The following is an 18,233-nucleotide window of genomic DNA, read 5'->3' as shown; positions in this document are numbered from 1 at the left end:
TTACTCTACTGCTTTAAGAGATTCTGTCATGCTGATTTCGTCAAGCTTTTTGCCCATTAACAGATTAATAATAAATGTAAATAATACCGTTAAAACAAAGGCCAATATGTAGCTAAGAGCAGTGACTCTAACATCAAAGGTAATCAAATCAACCACTATCTCGCTCATAACAAAAGCATGGAGAATCTTACCTAAAACAAGTCCCACTGCAGCTCCCATTATTGCTAGAAGTATGTTTTCTCTAAATACATAGGCACTAGTCTCTTCCTTGTAGAATCCCAGCACCTTTACCGTAGCAATTTCTCTTACTCGCTCAGCAATGTTAATGTTTGTTAGATTGTAAACAACAACTGCTGCAAGAGCCATTGCACTTCCTATTACAAGATAAACTATGATGTTCAAGCTCTTCATCATACTGTCTACTCGATCCAAGGTATCAATAGTAGCGGAAACCACAGAAATGCTCTTATTATTCATAAGCTCAGCGCCAACTGAATGAGCATCCTCATCCTCTTTGATATTCAAGTACACGTTCTTCTTTTCTGGAAGTGTTCCAATGTTTGATTCATATCCGCTAGTTGTTAGATATACATAGTTGTATATGAAGTTTTCGTTTATGGCTGCCACCTTAAAAGTGGTAGCATTCATAGAATCAGATGATATGGTTACTTTATCACCAACTTTTATACCATATCGGTCACTGAGTCCCTTGTTGACGATTATCTCATCATCCTTTAAATCCGCAAATACAATATGCTCCTCTGAACCATCATGCATATCATAGAAGTAATCTATATTCGCATCGTTATCATATACATTTAAGTATACATTCTTGGTATGCTTACCTGCCTTTAAATCCACGGAAGTGTGATAGTAAAGCAAATAATCATCTACCGTATATCCCATGTTTTCAAGTGGTGCTACTGTATCTTTGGCACCATCTTTTAGGGTAATATCCATATCGTACTTAGATATATTCGTAAACTGATTTACAGCAATGTCTGCAATAGAATCATAAATACCAAATCCTGCCACAAGCAGTGCTGTACATCCGCCAATTCCAAGAACCATCATGAATAATCTGCCTTTATAACGGAAAATATTACGAAGGCTGACCTTCTTCAAGAACTTAAGCCTGTTCCAGAACCATGGTATATACTCTAGGAAGATACGCTTGCCTGCCTTTGGAGCCTTTGGACGCATAAGTGATGCAGCCATCTCTCCCATTTCATACCTGCAGGAAATGAATGTAACTCCAACAGAACATACAAAAGCTACAACAAAACTGATTATCAACATAGCCGGGCTAAAGAAATATGTAATTTCTGATGTGTTGTACATCATCTTGTAGGCAAACCAAATAGCCTTAGGAAATGCAATTGTTCCGGCCACAAAGCCTAATGCTGTTCCTATAAATGCAGCTGAACCAGAATAAAATACAAACTTTCCCATGATGCTTCCGTTGCTATATCCTAAAGCCTTTAAAACACCAATTTGGGTTCGCTGGTCCTCAACCATTCTGTTCATGGTGGTCATAAATACAAGCGCCGCAACCAAGAAGAAGAAAACCGGAAATACGTTAGCTATAGCTCCTACAATCGTAGAATCACTTTCAAAACAAACATATCCCACATTGCTGTCTCGCATCAAAAGATATGTGTTGGCTTCCTCTATGTCCTCAATTTCAGATTCTGCATCTGCTATCTCAGCCTCCGCATCTGCAATCTTTGTATTGTATTCCTCCAGGCCTTCTTCATATTCAGCAAGACCCTCATTATATTCTGCAAGACCATTTGCATACTCAGTTTTTGCTGTTTCAAGTCCCACCTGAAGAGTATAAAGCTGTACGCTAAGCTCTCCTGCCGCCTCCTGTTGAGTTGGGTCAAGCAAAAGTAAATCAAGCATAGATTTCAACTGACTTTCCTGAGCCTCATATTCTTCAATCTGTGCTTTTGCCGAATCTAATTGCTTCTTTGCGCTATCAAGCTCTTCTTTGGCATCCTCCAATTCTGAAGCGCCATCTGCTTTGCTGGTTTCAAATTCTTCCTTAGCTTCGTTCAGCTCATCATACGCATCTGCTATTATTCGATCGTATCTATTATCAGCAGCCTCATCAAGAGCCTTCTGGACCTCATCCTCTTTTTCATCAATAAGATTCTTATATTCATCAGAATAGATTTCCAAGTCGCTATCAAGCTTCACATAAATGTCGGTGTAATACTCTACATCAAATCCACCTTTATTTATATAGATATAACCGTCTAGCACACCACTTCCAAGGGTTGTGCTACCACGTTCATATTGAATGTATAATGGGGATTTCACTGTACCGACAATTGTGTACTGGCTGTATTTAAAGTTTTCTCTATCCTCTTTTTCATTATTGCTGGATATTTTTATTGTATTTCCGATTGTGGATGCATCAAACAAATATGAATCTACAAGACACTCATCATCGCTCTCTGGCAATCTGCCTGACTCCAATACTATGGTATTTACGTTAGTTGGAATGCTAATAGCTTTAATGGCATGTGATGAATCTGCATAGTCAGCCAAAACGTCAAAGGAAATCGACCCTTCTACGTCCCTTGCACTGACATTCTCTGCCACATACTCTACGTCTTCCTCTTCAAATCCCAATGTTGATATCAATCTATAGTCATAGAAGCTGGTATCCTTAAAGTACTGTTGCATAGCCTGACGCATAGCAGGATCCGTTACCTTCAGTCCCGAAAAGAATCCAACACCAAGGGCAATGATAAGAACAAGAGCGATATATCGACCTATGGTCTCTTTTATTTCTCTAAAACTTGATTTTGCTAGCATTTATCTTCTCCAAAACAAATAACCACTAGTAAACTATCTCGTCCACACTCTTAGGATGTTCATTCAAAGTAATATCAACAACCGTGCCTGATTTAACAGAAATAACTCTATCCGCCATTCCTGTAAGGGCATGATTATGAGTAATTACCACAACTGTTTTGCCCTTCTTCTTGCAAGTATCCTGCAAAAGCTTTAGAACCGCTCTACCTGTAGCATCATCCAAGGCACCAGTTGGTTCGTCACAAAGCAAAAGCTTAGGGTTCTTTGCAAGAGCTCTTGCTATGGCAACTCGCTGTTGCTCACCACCGGAAAGCTGAGCTGGGAAGTTATTCATTCTATCTGCCAACCCCACCTGAGTTAAAATCTCTTCCGCCGGAATTGGATCATTACAAATCTGGGCAGCCAGCTCTACATTTTCCTTTGCTGTAAGATTTCCAACCAGGTTGTAGAACTGAAAAACAAATCCCACATCATATCTACGATAACTAGTCAGCTCCCTAGGTGAATATCCAGACACGTCTCTGTCTGCCAGATAAACACCTCCCGATGTAAGAGTATCCATTCCACCCAGGATATTCAAAATCGTAGTCTTACCTGCGCCGGAAGCCCCTACAATGATGCAGAACTCTCCCTCCTCTATTTCAAAATTAACATCGTGGAGAGCCTCTATCTTCACCTCTCCAGTCTTATATATCTTTCCAACATTCTTAAACTCTACAAAACTCATGAAAATACCTCCGCCTAAATGCACCTTTGGTGGGTAGTATAACCATGCTACCATAAAAGTGTGTCTTATTAGCGAAACAAAAAAGGAACTTAGCCATAAAGCCAAGCTCCCTTTATAAATCCTTATGTAATTGCTGTTATTCTACGGAATTAATAAGAGCGAAGATTTCGTCCTTGATTTGTCCGTTTACTTTAAGTGCGTTCTCTCTGCTATCCTGGTTTGAATAGAAGTAGAACTTAATCTTTGGTTCTGTACCTGATGGGCGAATTGCAAACCATGAGCCATTGTCTAAGAAAAGGCGGATTGCATTCTGTGGTGGGATATCCTCGTATCCATTGATGTAATCAATAACCTTTTCAACCTTTGCACCAGCTACTTCTGTAGGAAGGTTCTCGCGGAACCACTTCATCATACGCTGAATACGCTGTGCACCAGGAATTCCCTCAAGGATGATGTTTGGTTCATCCTCTGCGAAGTAACCATACTTAGCGTAGATTTCCTGAAGAACATCCCAAAGAGTCTTGCCCTGCTTGCGATAGTATGCAGCTGCCTCTGCAACCATCATACCAGCTGAGATACCATCCTTATCGCGAATATCTTCGCAGATAGCATATCCTACAGACTCCTCATATCCAAAGAGATACTTGTATCCGTTCTCGTGAAGATAAGGAATCTTTCCACAAATGTTCTTGAAACCAGTAAGAGTTTCAAACATTTCTACGCCATAAGCCTTTGCCATGATAGTAGAAAGTGTTGATGTAACGATAGACTTAACCATAGCTCCCTTTGCTGGAAGTGTGCCGGCATCCTTGTGTCCCTCAAGAACATAATTAACAAGAAGGTATCCTGTCTGGTTACCGTTAAGAGGTACATAGTTGCCCTCGCTATCACGAATCTCAATAGCAAATCTATCTGCATCAGGATCAGTAGCCATAAGAAGCTCTGCTCCAAACTTACGTCCATACTCCTCAGAAAGCTTAAATGCCTTTGGATCCTCTGGGTTTGGATATCCAACTGTTGTAAAGTTAGGATCTGGATTCTCCTGCTCTGGAACGATTGTCCAGTTTGAGAAGCCTCTATCGTTAAGCATCTGTCTGAATGGAATTGAGCCACATCCGTTAAGTGGTGTGTAAACAAGAGGAATAGAAAGATCAAGCTCATCACCTTCATGAATAGCTAAAGCTTCAATCTTATCAAGGTACTCTCTGTCATATTCTGCACCTAAAACGATGATTTTGCCATCCTTAACGCCCTGCTCAAAATCTGATTTCTTGATGCCTGTCCAAATATCTACAGCATTGATGCACTCTGTCATACCATCTGCAATTTCAGATGAAACCTGACATCCATCATCCCAATATGCCTTGTAACCATTGTATTCTCTAGGGTTGTGGCTTGCTGTGATGTTGATACCTGAAACTGTACCAAGACGTCTAATCATAAATGCAAGCTCTGGTGTAGGTCTAAGATCTGGGAATACATAAACCTTGATTCCATTTGCTGCAAAAATACCAGCTGCAAGCTGAGAAAACTCCTTTGAAAAATGACGTGGGTCGTGTGCAATAACAACACCCTTTTCGCAGGCTTCTTTACCCTTTGAAATGATAAAATCAGCAACACCCTGTGTAGCCTTACCAACAGTAAAGAAGTTCATTCTATTAGTACCTGCGCCAACCTTACCACGAAGTCCAGCTGTACCAAAAGAAAGATCCTGGTAGAATCTATCCTCTATTTCCTTTTCATCTCCAGCAATTCCCTGAAGCTCTGATTTTAATGGATCTGTATCTGAAAGCTTTTCAAGCCATTCATTGTAACGTGCTTTATAATCCATAATTCCTCCTAAAACTAAATTAATCACTTAAGTCGATGTCCAAGCTAAGATTAAATGTATATTGTGGATATTTTTCCTTAAGTGCATTATTAATACTTTCAAAAGTCTTTTTTCTATTTGGGTCATCGAAGCTAATAACCACATCGAAGTTAACATTCTGATTTGCTTCATCATAGTAGAAACCATGAATCTGCTTAACATAATCGAATGTCTTCACAAACTTTGAAAGCTCTTTTCTTAGTATATCAGCTGGAGAATCCTTTTTGTTTTTGCAGTAGATGCCGATTCCTTCAAGGCCAACACCCGTCTCCTGATATACCTTATGAAAGATTTGTCTTTGAAGCTGATCAAGATGAGCCATTCCCATATCCTCATCAACCTCAATATGTATCGAACCAACGTAACGGTTTGGTCCATAATTGTGTAAGCTAAGGTCGTATGCCCCTAGCACCTCGTCAAAGCTGACAACAGCTCTCTTTACATCATGAGAAAGCTGCATTTCTACACGTTCTCCAAGAATCTGTGAGATTGTTTCTGAAATCATATCGTAGCCTGATTTGATAATGATGATTGAGATGAGGGCACCAAGCCAAGCCTCAAGACTTATACCAAATACAATAAAAATGATTGCAGCTACAAGTGTTGTTGCAGAGATAACCGAATCCAGCTTTGCATCCTCACCAGATGCAATAAGTGAACCTGAATTAACACTCTCTCCCACTTTTTTAACATATGTTCCAAGCACAATCTTTACAACTACAGCAACAGCCACAATAACAAGGCTTGCTGTATTGTATTCTGGGTACTGTGGCTCAATTATCTTTTTAATTGATTCAACCAGTGATGTAATACCTGCATATGAAATGATAATTGCAATGATAGCAGCAGTGATATACTCAACTCTGCCATGTCCAAGGGGATGCTTTTTATCTGGAGCCTTATTGGCAATTCTTGTACCGACAATAGTAATTACCGATGATAAGGCATCACTTAAGTTATTTACTGCATCAAGGACAATTGCAATTGATCCTGTAACAAGACCAACAAACGCTTTAAATCCTGCCAAAAAGCAATTGGCAACAATACCAATCAAACTGGTTTGAATGATCTTTTTATTTCTGTCCATTTTATTTCTTATTCCTTAATCCCTTAACATAATTTGTAAGCTCTTCTTTTGTTTTCTTGTTGAGCTTTTCCATCTTTTTGAGTACAGCATATTCAGCAGTTCCTTCGCTGGCGATGAGGAAATCTACCTCTCCTGCACCTTTAGAAGGAATTGTGTCCTGAAGTAACTCAAAAGGTGAAACATCAAGTACGTCGCAGATTGCCATAATCTTGTCTGACGATGGATTTGTTTTCTTTCTCTTCCAATCGCTGATAGTACTTTGTGCAATACCAGTCTTTTCAGCTAACTGAAGCTGAGAAACACCCTTTTCATCCATCAACTTAAAGATACGTTCACTAATAATCATCCTAATACCCCTCCATAACTGTAAAATCCCGCGTTAATAACTCTATTGTATATACGATAACACAATATAACTTTATCCTCAAGACAACTGGTGATGTGACTGTTTTTCCACATACATCAGCTTGTCTATAAGTTCTTGAAACTGTTTTGCAGTAAGACTGCTGTCATGATTATAGCTTTGGAATCCACAGCTTATGTCAACTCCTTGAGGCCAATTATTGCGAGCACTCTGCTTTGCAACGTAATCTCTCACCTCATCTATCTTTTCGTTTATCTGCTTCATGTCCAATTCATCAGTAATAACACAGAACTCATCTCCCCCAAAACGACCGATAGCTGCTGCTCTTCCGAAGGTATCTACAAGAATATCAGCAATAATTTTGATTGCCTTATCCCCTTCCTCATGGCCCATACTGTCATTAATATCCTTGAAATTATCAACATCCATCATGATTGCAGTAAAGTCTTTTCCACTGGAAATAGAACTTTTAACCATGTCCTGCATTTTGATATCCAGCCCTCTTCGGTTTAGTACACCGGTTAGATAGTCGATATTTACGTCTCTACTTTGATAGTAGAAAAAGACAATCAAACATCCCAAAGATATACCTGCGTATGTGCAGTCAATATTGGCAATAAATATTTGTAGCAGTGCCCCAATTAATGATAATGCCGGCAAAAACAATACTGCTGCCTTATATTCACTCATGATGTGTTTATTAAATACAAGTGCATAAACAAGTAGCATGAAAATAAACAACAGCATGAATCCTGCTCTTATAAAGAAAAATGGACCGCGATAGTAAATACCATTTTCAAAATAGAAAAACCATTTCAGCCCGAACAACGCTGATATTGAAACGAATACCATATTCAAAACTGCAAACAGTTCGAAGCAGTATCTGATTGGACGTCTATGCTTTAAATCCTCATCATCCATCCAGCAATCCAGATAATACAGAGCATACAATATATCAAATGGATCTAATAGGAAGATTAAAAAGTACCCAATGTATCCCAAGAATAAATACTTGTCTGGATACATCTCACCTATACGACCAATAGTTTCAGATAGTAACAAAATCAGCGTGCATACAAGGATTGCCGAATACTTGCGCCCTTTCTGCAACCTGGAAATCTGATTTTGAAATATCAGCAATAATATTAATAAAAATGATGTAAAAAAATTAAGTATAACCCAGCTCTCAGCCTCTACCATAAAAAGCCTTTCATAATTAATCTTTAAAGATAAAATATGCTAAAACAAACACTCCGTTTATTTTAGCATATTAATTGTGTAAAACTGTGAATTATTAATTCGTTTTGTCGATAATGCTCATTACCTGAGCACTGTATTTAAGCAATTTTTCATTAGCTTCAAAATCCTTTTCCTGAATGATACGCTTGAACTCTGCAAATTCAAAGTAAAGTCTATGACTTCCATCAGACAACGAAACCTCTTTTGTTTCTGTATCAGCATCATTGAAAAGGACGTCGTATTCTGTCATGCCATTTACATGAGGGTAAATGCAGATTGTTGCATCAACACCCTGGATTGTAGATGGACCAGGTGCCACACAATCCTTTGCTCCAATGCAAAGAACCTTGAAATCGCCATAGTCTGCAGTGAGTACGCCGCTTGTATCTATGCCCTTCTCCATGTTTGCATCATATCTTACAGAATCAGGCTCTCCAAATAGACCAACCATTGCAGATATATTGTAAACATTTAAATCGCGAAGAGCACCGCCGTTATGGGCCGGGTCAAATACCGCTGGCACCATTTCACCGCTATGGAACTTGCTGTATCTGCTGGACATCTGGCTGTAGTTGAATACGCATAGCTTTAAATCTCCAACAAGCTTAACATCCTGCTGTAACTGCTTGTAGGCTGGCATATGATAGATGCTCATAGCCTCAAAATACATAACATTATTGGCCTTTGCTAACTCCACAAGCTCCTGGAATTCAGCAAGACTCTTTGTAACAGGCTTTTCGCAGATTACATGCTTTTTAGCCTGAAGTGCTCTCTTTGTGTATTCATAATGCAAATCATTAAGTACACCTACGTATACAACGTCAACGTCAGACTTAAGCATTTCATCATAGTCCGTAAATACGGTATCTAAATGATATTTTGCTGCCATGGCATCCAGCTTATCTTTGCTTTTCTCTCTGCCACAGATATAAATCTTTTCAAACTCAATCTCGTCAATAAACGAAAGCACTTCCCCAACAATAACACCGTTTCCTGCTATTCCTAAAACCATTATTCTCCTCGCTTTCTTACTGTTTTATTGCCCATCTCATCTTGGTAGATTTACTTCTAGGATTGATTCTGCATTCCTCCGCCGATGGACGTATCACATCTGAAGAAACATCAGCATAAACTCCCGCTTTTTTCAATTCCTTAAATGATTTCTTTACTAGCCTATCCTCTCCTGAATGGAAGGTAAGGATGGCAACTCTGCCACCTGGCTTTAAAATCCCTGGTAGCTTTTCAAGGAATGAGTATAACACTTCAAACTCGCTATTAACGTCTATACGAAGTGCCTGGAATACTCTGGCACAGCTCTTTTTAATAGCCTGGTCCTTCTCATCCTTTGGCACCTTCCAAAGTGCCTCTGCAATTGCCTCTCGAAGGGCTGTGGTGGTGTCCATAGGATTTCCTTTTGCCATAAGTGTAAACACCTTGTGTGCGATTTCCTCAGCGTATGGCTCATCAGAATTTTCTATCATCATTCCAACAAATTCTTCCTCTGTGATATTGTGAAGACGTTCTGCTGCACTCTCACCATGATCTGGATCTAGTCTTAAATCCAATGGGCCATCTATCTTATATGAAAAGCCACGCTCAGGATTATCAATCTGCATTGAGGATACACCTAAATCCGCAAGAACAAAATCAAACTTGCCTGCCTCTTCGGCAACTTTATCTATGTTTGCAAAATTGATAAGTCTAAACTGGAAATTGTCCTCTCCGAAACCGGCGGTGCGCAAGCGTTCTACTGTTTTGGCAGATTCGATTGGATCTACATCCAAACCGTACATAATGCCCTGCCCCTGAAGCTGCTCCAGCATCTTTCTGGTGTGTCCACCATATCCAAGGGTGCAATCCAAGCCCTGCTGCCCTGGCTGTATCTGCAAGAAATCAAGAATCTCCTGCACCATAATAGAAATATGCATACCAGCAGGTGTTGAGCCCTTGCTGATTACATGCTCAATTGTATCTGCATATTTTTCAGGATTATGTTCCTTATATTTTTCCTCAAATTTCTTTGGATATTTTCCTGAGTAATGAACTCGACGTTTATGCTTTTTCTCTTCCATATTTCTCCATATTTCTAATTTTTTCTTATTTAACAGATCTATTAAATTATAATATAAGGCCTCAAACAGTATCAATAGGATTGAAAGTTCTACAACAGTTTTGCTAAACTATAAGCTGACGTTTAAATTTAGGCTTACATGTAAAGGGGATTATCATGATAAAAACTATTATTTTTGATATTGGCGGAGTCCTTATCGGATACGATTGGACTGCATATATGATGAAGGAATTTAATAACGATGCTGAGCTAGTTGAGCGAATCAAGGCTAATGTCTTTGGTGAGAAATGGGCTGAGGTTGACAGAGGCGTTCTTACAAATGACGAATTAGTAGCCTCTTTTATCAAGGATGCCCCTGATATAAAGGATGAAATCATTCACTTTTGGGAGACTGCTGGTGATGCTCTTTGGCAGTACGACTTTGCAAAGGATTGGATTCGCGATTTAAAAAATCGCGGATATCAGCTGCTTTACCTTTCAAACTGGTCTTCTCACATGAGGGAAGGCGCTCTCAAACAACTTGATTTCCTTCCAATGCTTGATGGCGGCGTGTTCTCATATGAAGAAAAGCTTATCAAGCCAGATCATGCCATATATAATCGTATAATCGAAAAATATAATTTAGTTCCTGAGGAATGCGTATTTATTGATGACAGCGAACCAAACGTAATCGCTGCCAGAGAATGCGGTTTGAATGCCGTATGGGCAAAGGACAAGAATCACGAAATTGCCCTTAAAGAATTAGAAGCTCTTTTGCAATAAAAGAGCTTCTATTTTTTATATTTAATTATTAATTAGCTGTGATAAAGCTTGTTACCCTCGTAACGTGGCTCACATGTAAGGTGAACCCCAAGCTGCTTAAATACACCTACGTCTACAGAAGAAAGAATAACTGATGAATGTACCTCTGCACCTTCCATCATTGGAATGCAATCATATGCCTTCTTTGCATTTTCGTTGCTGATTGATTCCATTGAAAGAGCAATAAGAAGCTCATTCAAATGAAGGTGTGGATTGTGGTCACCTAAATGCTTTGTCTTAAGATTCATAATTGGTGTAAGAATCTCAGGTGAAATAAGCTTAATCTCATCAGGGATGCCTGCTAAATGCTTTAACGCATTAAGCATCATAGCTGATGAGGCACCAAGCATCTGAGAAGTCTTACCTGTGATAATCTGACCATCAGGAAGCTCCATAGCTGCACATGGTACTCCAGTCTGATCTGCCTTGATGTTTGCAGCTGATACAACTGGTCTATCTGATACAGAAATGCCTGCCTTTTCCATTAAAAGCTCAAGCTTCTGAATAGCTGAATCACTTCCATCGCCCTTGCGCTTAGCAACTACGGCCTCATAGTAACGACGGATGATTTCCTGATTTGATGCATTTCTACAAACATCATCATCAACAATTGCATTTCCTGCCATGTTTACACCCATGTCTGTAGGTGACTTGTATGGAGATTCCCCAGAAATCTTCTCGAACATTGCCTTAAGAACAGGGAAAACCTCAACATCACGGTTGTAGTTAACAACAGTCTCGCCATATGCCTCAAGATGGAATGGGTCAATCATGTTGACATCATTCAAATCTGCTGTTGCTGCCTCGTATGCAAGGTTTACAGGATGATTAAGTGGTAAATTCCAGATTGGGAATGTTTCGAACTTAGCATATCCTGCCTTTACGCCACGCTTTGACTCATGGTAAAGCTGAGAAAGGCATGTTGCCATCTTTCCACTTCCTGGACCAGGTGCAGTAACAACTACAAGTGGACGAGTTGTTTCGATGTAATCATTCTTTCCAAATCCCTCATCAGATACGATAAATGGAATGTTTGATGGGTAACCTGGAATGATGTAATGTCTGAATACCTTAAGACCGAGAGCCTTAAGCTTTTTCTCGTATGCTACTGCTGATGGCTGCTCTGCAAACTGAGTAAGAACAACAGAACCTACGTAAAGGCCATAGCTTGTAAAAGCATCGATAAGTCTAAGTAGGTCCATATCATAAGTGATACCGATATCTCCACGAACCTTGTTTTTCTCGATATCGCCAGCCTTGATAGCGATTACGATTTCTGTTTTGTCTGCAAGCTCCTTGAGCATAGTGATTTTTGCATCTGGCTTAAATCCTGGCAAAACTCTTGATGCATGGTAATCATCAAAAAGCTTTCCACCAAACTCAAGATAAAGCTTTCCACCAAATTGATCGATGCGCTCTCTAATTCTTTTAGATTGCATCTCTGTGTACTTTTCGTTACTGAATCCTAATTTTCTCATGTTTTCCTTCTTCTAAATAAAATCAAATGATTGAAATATATCTTTTAATGGCTATAAGTTTATCATGGATGGGCTTTTAATCCAATATTTTTGGTGTAAAACAAATCAATTTTTAGCCACTAATAGTTAAATAATTGCTACGACAAAACAATCTGCTCGTTATAGTATTTTATTAGGATTTAAGGTAAATAATGTACTAGGAGGATAATTATGGAAATTTTAAAAGTAACAGATCCAGAGTTTACCAATTATGGTCGAATCATCGAAGGATATGACGCAGAAAAGAAAGCCATCATGGAGGCTTTAAGAGACAACACTCCTATTCCAGAGGGCACAGAGTACGTTGCCGAGGAACCAGCTCTCCAGAGCTTAGCTGCTGCAGACAAGATTTCTAACTCGCTCTTTGGTGGCTCGCCAATGCAGTTTGGCTGGTGCAATGGTCACAACACAAAGCTCCACTGCCTCGAGTATCACCGCTCAAGTGAAATCAATATGGGGGCTACAGATTTCATCCTTCTTCTTGCAAAGAGAGAAGAAATCGTAGATTACAAGCTTGATTCAAGCAAAGTAAAGGCTTTCTTATGTCCAAAGGGAGTGATGATTGAAGTTTATGCAACTGCTCTTCACTACGCTCCATGCCAGGCTCACAAGGATTCTGGTTTCCAGGTTTTAGTTGGCCTTCCAAAGGGCACAAATGTTGGCAAGCCAGAGTTTACTGCTGACAATAAGGAAGATACTCTTTTGACAGCTACAAACAAATGGCTTCTTGCTCACGCTGAAAGCTCTGAAGCAAAGGATGGCGCATGGGTAGGAATTACAGGCGAAAACATCGACATTGTGAATGATATTAAATAATGAAACAAAAAAAATGGCGGTTTAAACCGCCATTTTTTTTATCTCTTCTTCATGAACTATCTGAATATGATCCAATGCCGAAAGCATAGGCTTTACATCCTTATGAAGAATCTTTCTTTGAACATAGTTTTGAGTAATCTTCATAACTGTTCCGCTAAGTGCAAGCACACCGATAAGGTTTGGAATAGCCATCATACCATTGAGGGTATCTGAAATATCCCAGGCAAGGCTCAAATCCATAGTAGCTCCTACTACGATAAAAGCTACGAAAATCACCTGATAAATCTTTACATTTTTTCTACCAAATAGGTATTCAAATCCCTTGCTACCATACTGGCTCCAGCCAAGTGTTGTTGAGAAAGCAAAAAGCAAAATCGCAATTGCGATAAAGCCGTATCCAAACTTACCAAATACAGTAGAGAACGCCTCTGCAACAAGGGCTGTGGATACCTGTTCTGAAATAACTGCTCCTGTTTCCAAATCTACAAGTCCACTTGAAAGAACCGTAAATGCGGTAATCGTACATACGATAATTGTATCTGCAAATACCTCGAAGATACCCCACATTCCCTGAACTACTGGCTCTCTAACATTCGAGCTGGAATGAACCATTACAGATGAACCAAGACCTGCTTCGTTGGAAAATACTCCTCGCTTCATACCCCACTGAACAGCCATGGCAACACCACTACCTACAATACCGCCGCCAACAGCACACATACCAAAGGCTCCCTTTAAAATAGAAGTGAAAACTGCTCCTGCCTGATCAATATGGACAATACAAACGATTAGGGCACAAATCAAATAAATAACTGCCATGAAAGGCACTAGTTTTTCTGTAACTGATGCGATTCTCTTAAGACCGCCAACAATAACAAGACCGCCAAGAATCATAAGGAAGATACCAGTTGCAATAGCTGGGATTCCAAAGGCTGATTTGATGTTTACTGCAATTGAATTTACCTGGCCCATGTTTCCAATACCAAATGATGCGCCGATGCAGAAAACACTAAACAATACTGCAAGCCCAGAACCTACATGTCTCATTCCCTTCTTAGAACCAAGACCATCTCTCAGATAATACATGGCGCCACCGCACCACTCATTTCTCTCATTTCTTCTTCGATAATAAATACCCAACACATTTTCTGAGAAGTTTGTCATCATTCCAAAGAATGCAACAATCCACATCCAGAAGATTGCACCAGGACCACCAGATGCGATAGCCGCTGCAACACCAGCAATATTACCTGTTCCGATTGTAGCTGCAAGTGCTGTACAAAGACTTTGGAACTGAGAAATCTGAGTATCCTCTTTATCTGTGTGTGCTGTAACATGTGAGTCCTTGAAAATACCACCGATAGTATTCTTTATCCAATGCTTGATGTGAGTAATCTGGAAAAACTTGGTCAGGCAAGTCATCAAAATACCGGTACCCACTAAAAGAATGAGCATTGGCAAGCCCCATACGAATCCATTTACTGCACTATTAACCTTTTCTACGATTGATAAAACTCTTTCCACAGGCATATCTCCCTTTACATCTTATTTGGCTAGTTGCGTCTTGCGCGGACATTTGTCCTTCCACGCAAGACAATTTTAGATATATTCTAACGCTTCACCAAGCTAAAGTAAAGTATTTTTTTATTCTTATTATTTTGTTAGCAATTATTGCTAAGACATACCCTAGAAATGCAGATATAATGTGGGAAAAGTGCCATAAGGAGAACGACATATGACAAGCAAGAATATTACAGATATGACCCAAGGGAACCCAACTAAACATCTTCTGTTATTCGCCCTTCCAACCCTTATTGGCAATATCTTTCAGCAAATATACAACCTTGCAGATTCTATCATCGTTGGCCGATTTGTAGGTGCAAACGCTTTCGCTGCTATCGGTGCCACCAGTTCTATCACATTTCTATTTTTTGCCTTGTGTAACGGAATAGGCGGAGGCGGCGGAATTGTTGTTTCCCAATTTTATGGTGCACACGAAGATGCCAATGTAAAAAAATGTATTGTTAATACTGCATTGATTATGCTTATCGTGCCACTTGTAATAGGTACTTTGGGCTTTATTTTTGTTCCTCAATTTTTACGAATTCTAAGCACACCTGAAAATATTCTTTTTGATGCCATTTCCTACACTCGCTATATGTGTGTAGGTTTGCTTTTTGTTTCTTTATATAATTTTCTATCCTCTATGCTTAGAGCTCTTGGAGATTCTAAGACACCTTTGTATTTCCTGATATTTTCTATAGTTTTAAATATCACACTGGATATCATTATGGTGTGTGTTCTTCATAAAGGAATTCAGGGTGCAGCACTTGCTACTATCCTTTCCCAGTTAACATCAGTTATTCTTTGCAGCCTTCATGCATATAGAACTAATCCGTATTTCCGTTTTACATGTAATGATATTCAGCTTTCTCGTCAGATGTGTTATAAGGTTATTCGCCTTGGTGTACCAATGTCTATTCAGTTTGGATTGATTGCTATATCATCAATGGCTGTTCAGCGAATTGTAAACTCCTACGGCACTATCGTGGTTGCCGCTTTCACTGCTACAAACAGAATTGAACAATTAATACATCAGCCATATACAACACTTGGCACCTCAATTTCTACCTTTAGCGGGCAGAATTTCGGTGCCAAGAAAAATGATCGTGTACTATCAGGATACTATTCTGGAATTCGTATCATGATTATACTGACTATATTTTTAGTTTTTATTATGCAGTTCTTTGGTCGCGCCATCGCTGGGCTTTTTGTAGAGGATGAAGCCATCATCTCGCTTGGTGCCATGGGCCTTCGAATTACCAGCCTGTTCTACCTTGCACTTGGAATGATTTACGTCATTCGCGGTGTCCTAACTGGAATCGGCGATGCCTTCTTTTCATTGTTCAATGGAATCGTTGAGGTCATCGGTCGCTTCACTATTCCTGCACTATTCTGCAGTTATCTGGGATTTGGCGAAGCAGGAATTTGGATTTCTTCAGGCGTTGTTTGGCTCATTAGTGGCGTTACTGCATGGATTAGATATCTTACCTACTTTAGAAGTAAGATTTCCATTGAGACAGGTTCATCTATTTAAAATACCTGAATATCAAAGCTTACCTGGAATATGTCTGTGATACTTAACGTATTTCCGTATTCACGTTCCTCTAATTTTTGATTGAAGCCAACTCTATCGCATCGTCCATACCATGGCTCGATACATACAAATGGTGCGTGCTTTCCTACTGGAGACCATACACCAAAAAGTGGTGCATCAAACTTAACTGCTATTACATCCTGACCTTTGTCATCAATAAGTGTCACTTTGTCTGATTGTCTATCCTCAATGATAAGGGCGTCTCTGCTAAAAAGCTCATCTGACATTCCAAGTACTCCATTAGAAAGTAAAAACTGCTTCTGCTCATCTCCTAAGCAGCCACTGCCATCATCTGCAATGATATTTGCGGTAATCTTTGAATTAGGCTGATTGTCTTTTTCGAATCGGAGTGTATAAGTGTCTAAATCGCAATTGAATGCTGGATGTCCGCCAATCGAGAAGTACATAGTTTCTTCGTTTGGATTTTCAACCTTCCATTCAACATTTACAGTATCATTTTCCAATCTGTAAGTGATTACAAGTAGGAATGAAAATGGATATTTCTTTCTCGATACTTCGTTATCTTTAAGTAAAAAAACAAGCTCATTTTCAGTCTGTCTGCCAAGCATAAAATCCATATCTCTGGCAAAACCGTGCTGCCCCATTTCATATGTCTGGCCCTTGTATACTGATTTTTTCTGATAGTAGTTTCCTACAAGTGGGAAAAGCACTGGTGCTGTACGTCCCCAGTATGCAGCATCTGCCTGCCACATAAGCTCCTTCCCATCAGCTTTTCTAATAAGTGATTTAATCTCAGCTCCATGTTCAGCAACTGTAAGCTTAATTTTGTCATTTTCTAATGTGTAGTTCATAATAACGTGTCCTTCCAATTATAGTTCCATTTCATAGCAAAGCATTGGTTGCTCGTACAACTCACATTCACCAACCTTATTAAACTTAAAAGCTGAATAGCATTTAAGCGCTTTTAGATTATGCCTATTTACTAGGAAATGAAGGCTCTTATAGCTTCTATTTTTTAGCTCTTCCAGGCCTTTTTCAATCATCTCTTTAGCTAAGCCTTTGCCCTGGCAATCCGGGCTAACCGCAAGCCTTGAAAGCTCTCCACCTGGCTGCAATTCATCTGTCCAGCACTCTAAATTGTTAACAAAATCATCGTCATCTATTGAAATAGCAGCAATTATCTTGCCCTCTTCTCTCATTACAAGCAAAGCATCCCTGGATAAATCAAAATCTATCTCTTCCATTGTAGGATAGTACTCATTCCAAGGGCAATATTCCCTACCAAGCTGGGATTTATAAAGTTTAAGAATCTCCTCTTTGTCTTTTGCTGTAGCTTTTTCTATTACTCTCATGTTGGCCTCCCTTTCTTGCTAGACACATTATGTCATTTTGTGTCTGTTCAGGCAAGAAATATCACTCAAGAACTCCTTTTTTGATTCTATTTTCAAAATCCTAAGTCAAGTCCATATTTGTGTGTAAATTCATCTTTCAGTTAAAATAGTATTCCTCAGGCCACTCTCATTTTTATGAGCTCCTTTTGTATTTTATTGAGGTTATCGTAGTACTCCTGCATGTCAAAAAGCCTCTGAGCTACGCTCCAGTCATTGTGATCATCGTAGAGGATTGCTCCAATAAGTCGAATGATTGATTCGCTGTTAGGAAAGATTTGTATTACTTTTTCACGTCGTCTTATTTCTCTGTTTTCTCGTTCGATGATGTTACTTGTTCTTAAAGAGATACGATATTTTGAAGGCAATGCCATGATTGTTATACTATCCTCAAATCCTTCATCCAAAA

General features: G+C 39.4%; 16 protein-coding genes. 3 read left to right on the top strand and 13 right to left on the bottom strand.

Annotation, left to right across the window (positions count from 1 at the left end; all coding sequences use genetic code 11):
• From BM102_RS09625 to rsmH, 8 genes are all read right to left on the bottom strand, one after another.
• The gene (locus BM102_RS09625; protein WP_090481464.1) at positions 1-2,826 is read right to left on the bottom strand and encodes an ABC transporter permease; all 2,826 of its coding nucleotides are present in this window, start codon (positions 2,824-2,826) and stop codon (positions 1-3) included.
• A 25-nt stretch (positions 2,827-2,851) separates the two neighbouring features.
• Positions 2,852-3,553 carry an ABC transporter ATP-binding protein gene (locus BM102_RS09620; protein ID WP_033153693.1) on the bottom strand — a complete coding sequence of 234 codons (702 nt, stop codon included), beginning with the start codon at positions 3,551-3,553 and terminating at the stop codon, positions 2,852-2,854.
• A gap of 136 nt (positions 3,554-3,689) precedes the next feature.
• The gene (locus BM102_RS09615) at positions 3,690-5,384 is read right to left on the bottom strand and encodes a phospho-sugar mutase (protein ID WP_044937465.1); all 1,695 of its coding nucleotides are present in this window, start codon (positions 5,382-5,384) and stop codon (positions 3,690-3,692) included.
• Between the two features lie 19 nt (positions 5,385-5,403).
• Positions 5,404-6,510, bottom strand: a complete 1,107-nt coding sequence (locus BM102_RS09610; protein ID WP_090481461.1) for a cation diffusion facilitator family transporter — start codon at positions 6,508-6,510, stop codon at positions 5,404-5,406.
• Position 6,511: 1 nt separating this feature from the next.
• Positions 6,512-6,856 carry a helix-turn-helix domain-containing protein gene (locus BM102_RS09605; protein WP_033153681.1) on the bottom strand — a complete coding sequence of 115 codons (345 nt, stop codon included), beginning with the start codon at positions 6,854-6,856 and terminating at the stop codon, positions 6,512-6,514.
• 78 nt (positions 6,857-6,934) lie between these two features.
• Entirely contained in the window at positions 6,935-8,074 is a 1,140-nt protein-coding gene (locus tag BM102_RS09600) for a GGDEF domain-containing protein (RefSeq protein WP_090481458.1), read from the bottom strand.
• Positions 8,075-8,168: 94 nt separating this feature from the next.
• A complete protein-coding gene (locus tag BM102_RS09595; protein WP_090481456.1) occupies positions 8,169-9,125 on the bottom strand; it encodes a Gfo/Idh/MocA family protein in 957 nt (318 codons plus the stop codon).
• Between the two features lie 16 nt (positions 9,126-9,141).
• Positions 9,142-10,185 (bottom strand): 16S rRNA (cytosine(1402)-N(4))-methyltransferase RsmH, encoded by a 1,044-nt coding sequence (gene rsmH / locus BM102_RS09590; RefSeq protein WP_090481454.1) that lies wholly within the window; start codon positions 10,183-10,185, stop codon positions 9,142-9,144.
• Positions 10,186-10,340: 155 nt separating this feature from the next.
• On the opposite strand from rsmH, the gene BM102_RS09585 reads away from it, so the two are divergent.
• Positions 10,341-10,946 carry an HAD family hydrolase gene (locus tag BM102_RS09585; RefSeq protein ID WP_044937450.1) on the top strand — a complete coding sequence of 202 codons (606 nt, stop codon included), beginning with the start codon at positions 10,341-10,343 and terminating at the stop codon, positions 10,944-10,946.
• 32 nt (positions 10,947-10,978) lie between these two features.
• Here BM102_RS09585 and BM102_RS09580 read toward each other — a convergent pair whose 3' ends face one another.
• Positions 10,979-12,463: a DUF1846 domain-containing protein gene (locus BM102_RS09580; RefSeq protein WP_090481451.1), complete on the bottom strand. Its 1,485-nt coding sequence runs from the start codon at positions 12,461-12,463 to the stop codon at positions 10,979-10,981.
• Positions 12,464-12,673: 210 nt separating this feature from the next.
• Between BM102_RS09580 and BM102_RS09575 the strand changes: the two genes are divergently transcribed.
• The gene (locus BM102_RS09575; protein WP_090481450.1) at positions 12,674-13,318 is read left to right on the top strand and encodes a DUF4867 family protein; all 645 of its coding nucleotides are present in this window, start codon (positions 12,674-12,676) and stop codon (positions 13,316-13,318) included.
• A gap of 21 nt (positions 13,319-13,339) precedes the next feature.
• Here BM102_RS09575 and BM102_RS09570 read toward each other — a convergent pair whose 3' ends face one another.
• Complete coding sequence (locus tag BM102_RS09570) at positions 13,340-14,842, bottom strand: alanine/glycine:cation symporter family protein (protein WP_330388616.1); 1,503 nt, start codon at positions 14,840-14,842, stop codon at positions 13,340-13,342.
• A gap of 211 nt (positions 14,843-15,053) precedes the next feature.
• Here BM102_RS09570 and BM102_RS09565 point away from each other — a divergent pair, with 211 nt between their 5' ends.
• Positions 15,054-16,415: an MATE family efflux transporter gene (locus tag BM102_RS09565; protein ID WP_090481445.1), complete on the top strand. Its 1,362-nt coding sequence runs from the start codon at positions 15,054-15,056 to the stop codon at positions 16,413-16,415.
• Here the strand turns inward: BM102_RS09565 and BM102_RS09560 are convergent.
• From BM102_RS09560 to BM102_RS09550, 3 genes are all read right to left on the bottom strand, one after another.
• Complete coding sequence (locus BM102_RS09560) at positions 16,412-17,287, bottom strand: aldose 1-epimerase family protein (RefSeq protein ID WP_242942927.1); 876 nt, start codon at positions 17,285-17,287, stop codon at positions 16,412-16,414. The two genes, BM102_RS09565 and BM102_RS09560, sit on opposite strands and share 4 nt — an antisense overlap.
• 18 nt (positions 17,288-17,305) lie before the next feature.
• A complete protein-coding gene (locus BM102_RS09555; RefSeq protein ID WP_090481442.1) occupies positions 17,306-17,788 on the bottom strand; it encodes a GNAT family N-acetyltransferase in 483 nt (160 codons plus the stop codon).
• Between the two features lie 155 nt (positions 17,789-17,943).
• A partial coding sequence (locus BM102_RS09550) for a transposase (protein WP_177194950.1) occupies positions 17,944-18,233 on the bottom strand: 290 nt, incomplete at its 5' end.

The organism is Pseudobutyrivibrio sp. JW11 (assembly GCF_900115355.1).
Classification (GTDB): domain Bacteria; phylum Bacillota; class Clostridia; order Lachnospirales; family Lachnospiraceae; genus Pseudobutyrivibrio; species Pseudobutyrivibrio ruminis.
Note: the sequence above shows the minus strand (reverse complement) of the source record. Positions and strands in the feature narration are given on the sequence as shown.

Coding starts and splice junctions, on each gene's coding strand:
- BM102_RS09625 (WP_090481464.1), bottom strand. CDS start 2,826: ATGCTAGCAAAATCAAGTTTTAGAGAAATAAAAGAGACCATAGGTCGA.
- BM102_RS09620 (WP_033153693.1), bottom strand. CDS start 3,553: ATGAGTTTTGTAGAGTTTAAGAATGTTGGAAAGATATATAAGACTGGA.
- BM102_RS09615 (WP_044937465.1), bottom strand. CDS start 5,384: ATGGATTATAAAGCACGTTACAATGAATGGCTTGAAAAGCTTTCAGAT.
- BM102_RS09610 (WP_090481461.1), bottom strand. CDS start 6,510: ATGGACAGAAATAAAAAGATCATTCAAACCAGTTTGATTGGTATTGTT.
- BM102_RS09605 (WP_033153681.1), bottom strand. CDS start 6,856: ATGATTATTAGTGAACGTATCTTTAAGTTGATGGATGAAAAGGGTGTT.
- BM102_RS09600 (WP_090481458.1), bottom strand. CDS start 8,074: ATGGTAGAGGCTGAGAGCTGGGTTATACTTAATTTTTTTACATCATTT.
- BM102_RS09595 (WP_090481456.1), bottom strand. CDS start 9,125: ATGGTTTTAGGAATAGCAGGAAACGGTGTTATTGTTGGGGAAGTGCTT.
- rsmH (WP_090481454.1), bottom strand. CDS start 10,185: ATGGAAGAGAAAAAGCATAAACGTCGAGTTCATTACTCAGGAAAATAT.
- BM102_RS09585 (WP_044937450.1), top strand. CDS start 10,341: ATGATAAAAACTATTATTTTTGATATTGGCGGAGTCCTTATCGGATAC.
- BM102_RS09580 (WP_090481451.1), bottom strand. CDS start 12,463: ATGAGAAAATTAGGATTCAGTAACGAAAAGTACACAGAGATGCAATCT.
- BM102_RS09575 (WP_090481450.1), top strand. CDS start 12,674: ATGGAAATTTTAAAAGTAACAGATCCAGAGTTTACCAATTATGGTCGA.
- BM102_RS09565 (WP_090481445.1), top strand. CDS start 15,054: ATGACAAGCAAGAATATTACAGATATGACCCAAGGGAACCCAACTAAA.
- BM102_RS09560 (WP_242942927.1), bottom strand. CDS start 17,287: ATGAACTACACATTAGAAAATGACAAAATTAAGCTTACAGTTGCTGAA.
- BM102_RS09555 (WP_090481442.1), bottom strand. CDS start 17,788: ATGAGAGTAATAGAAAAAGCTACAGCAAAAGACAAAGAGGAGATTCTT.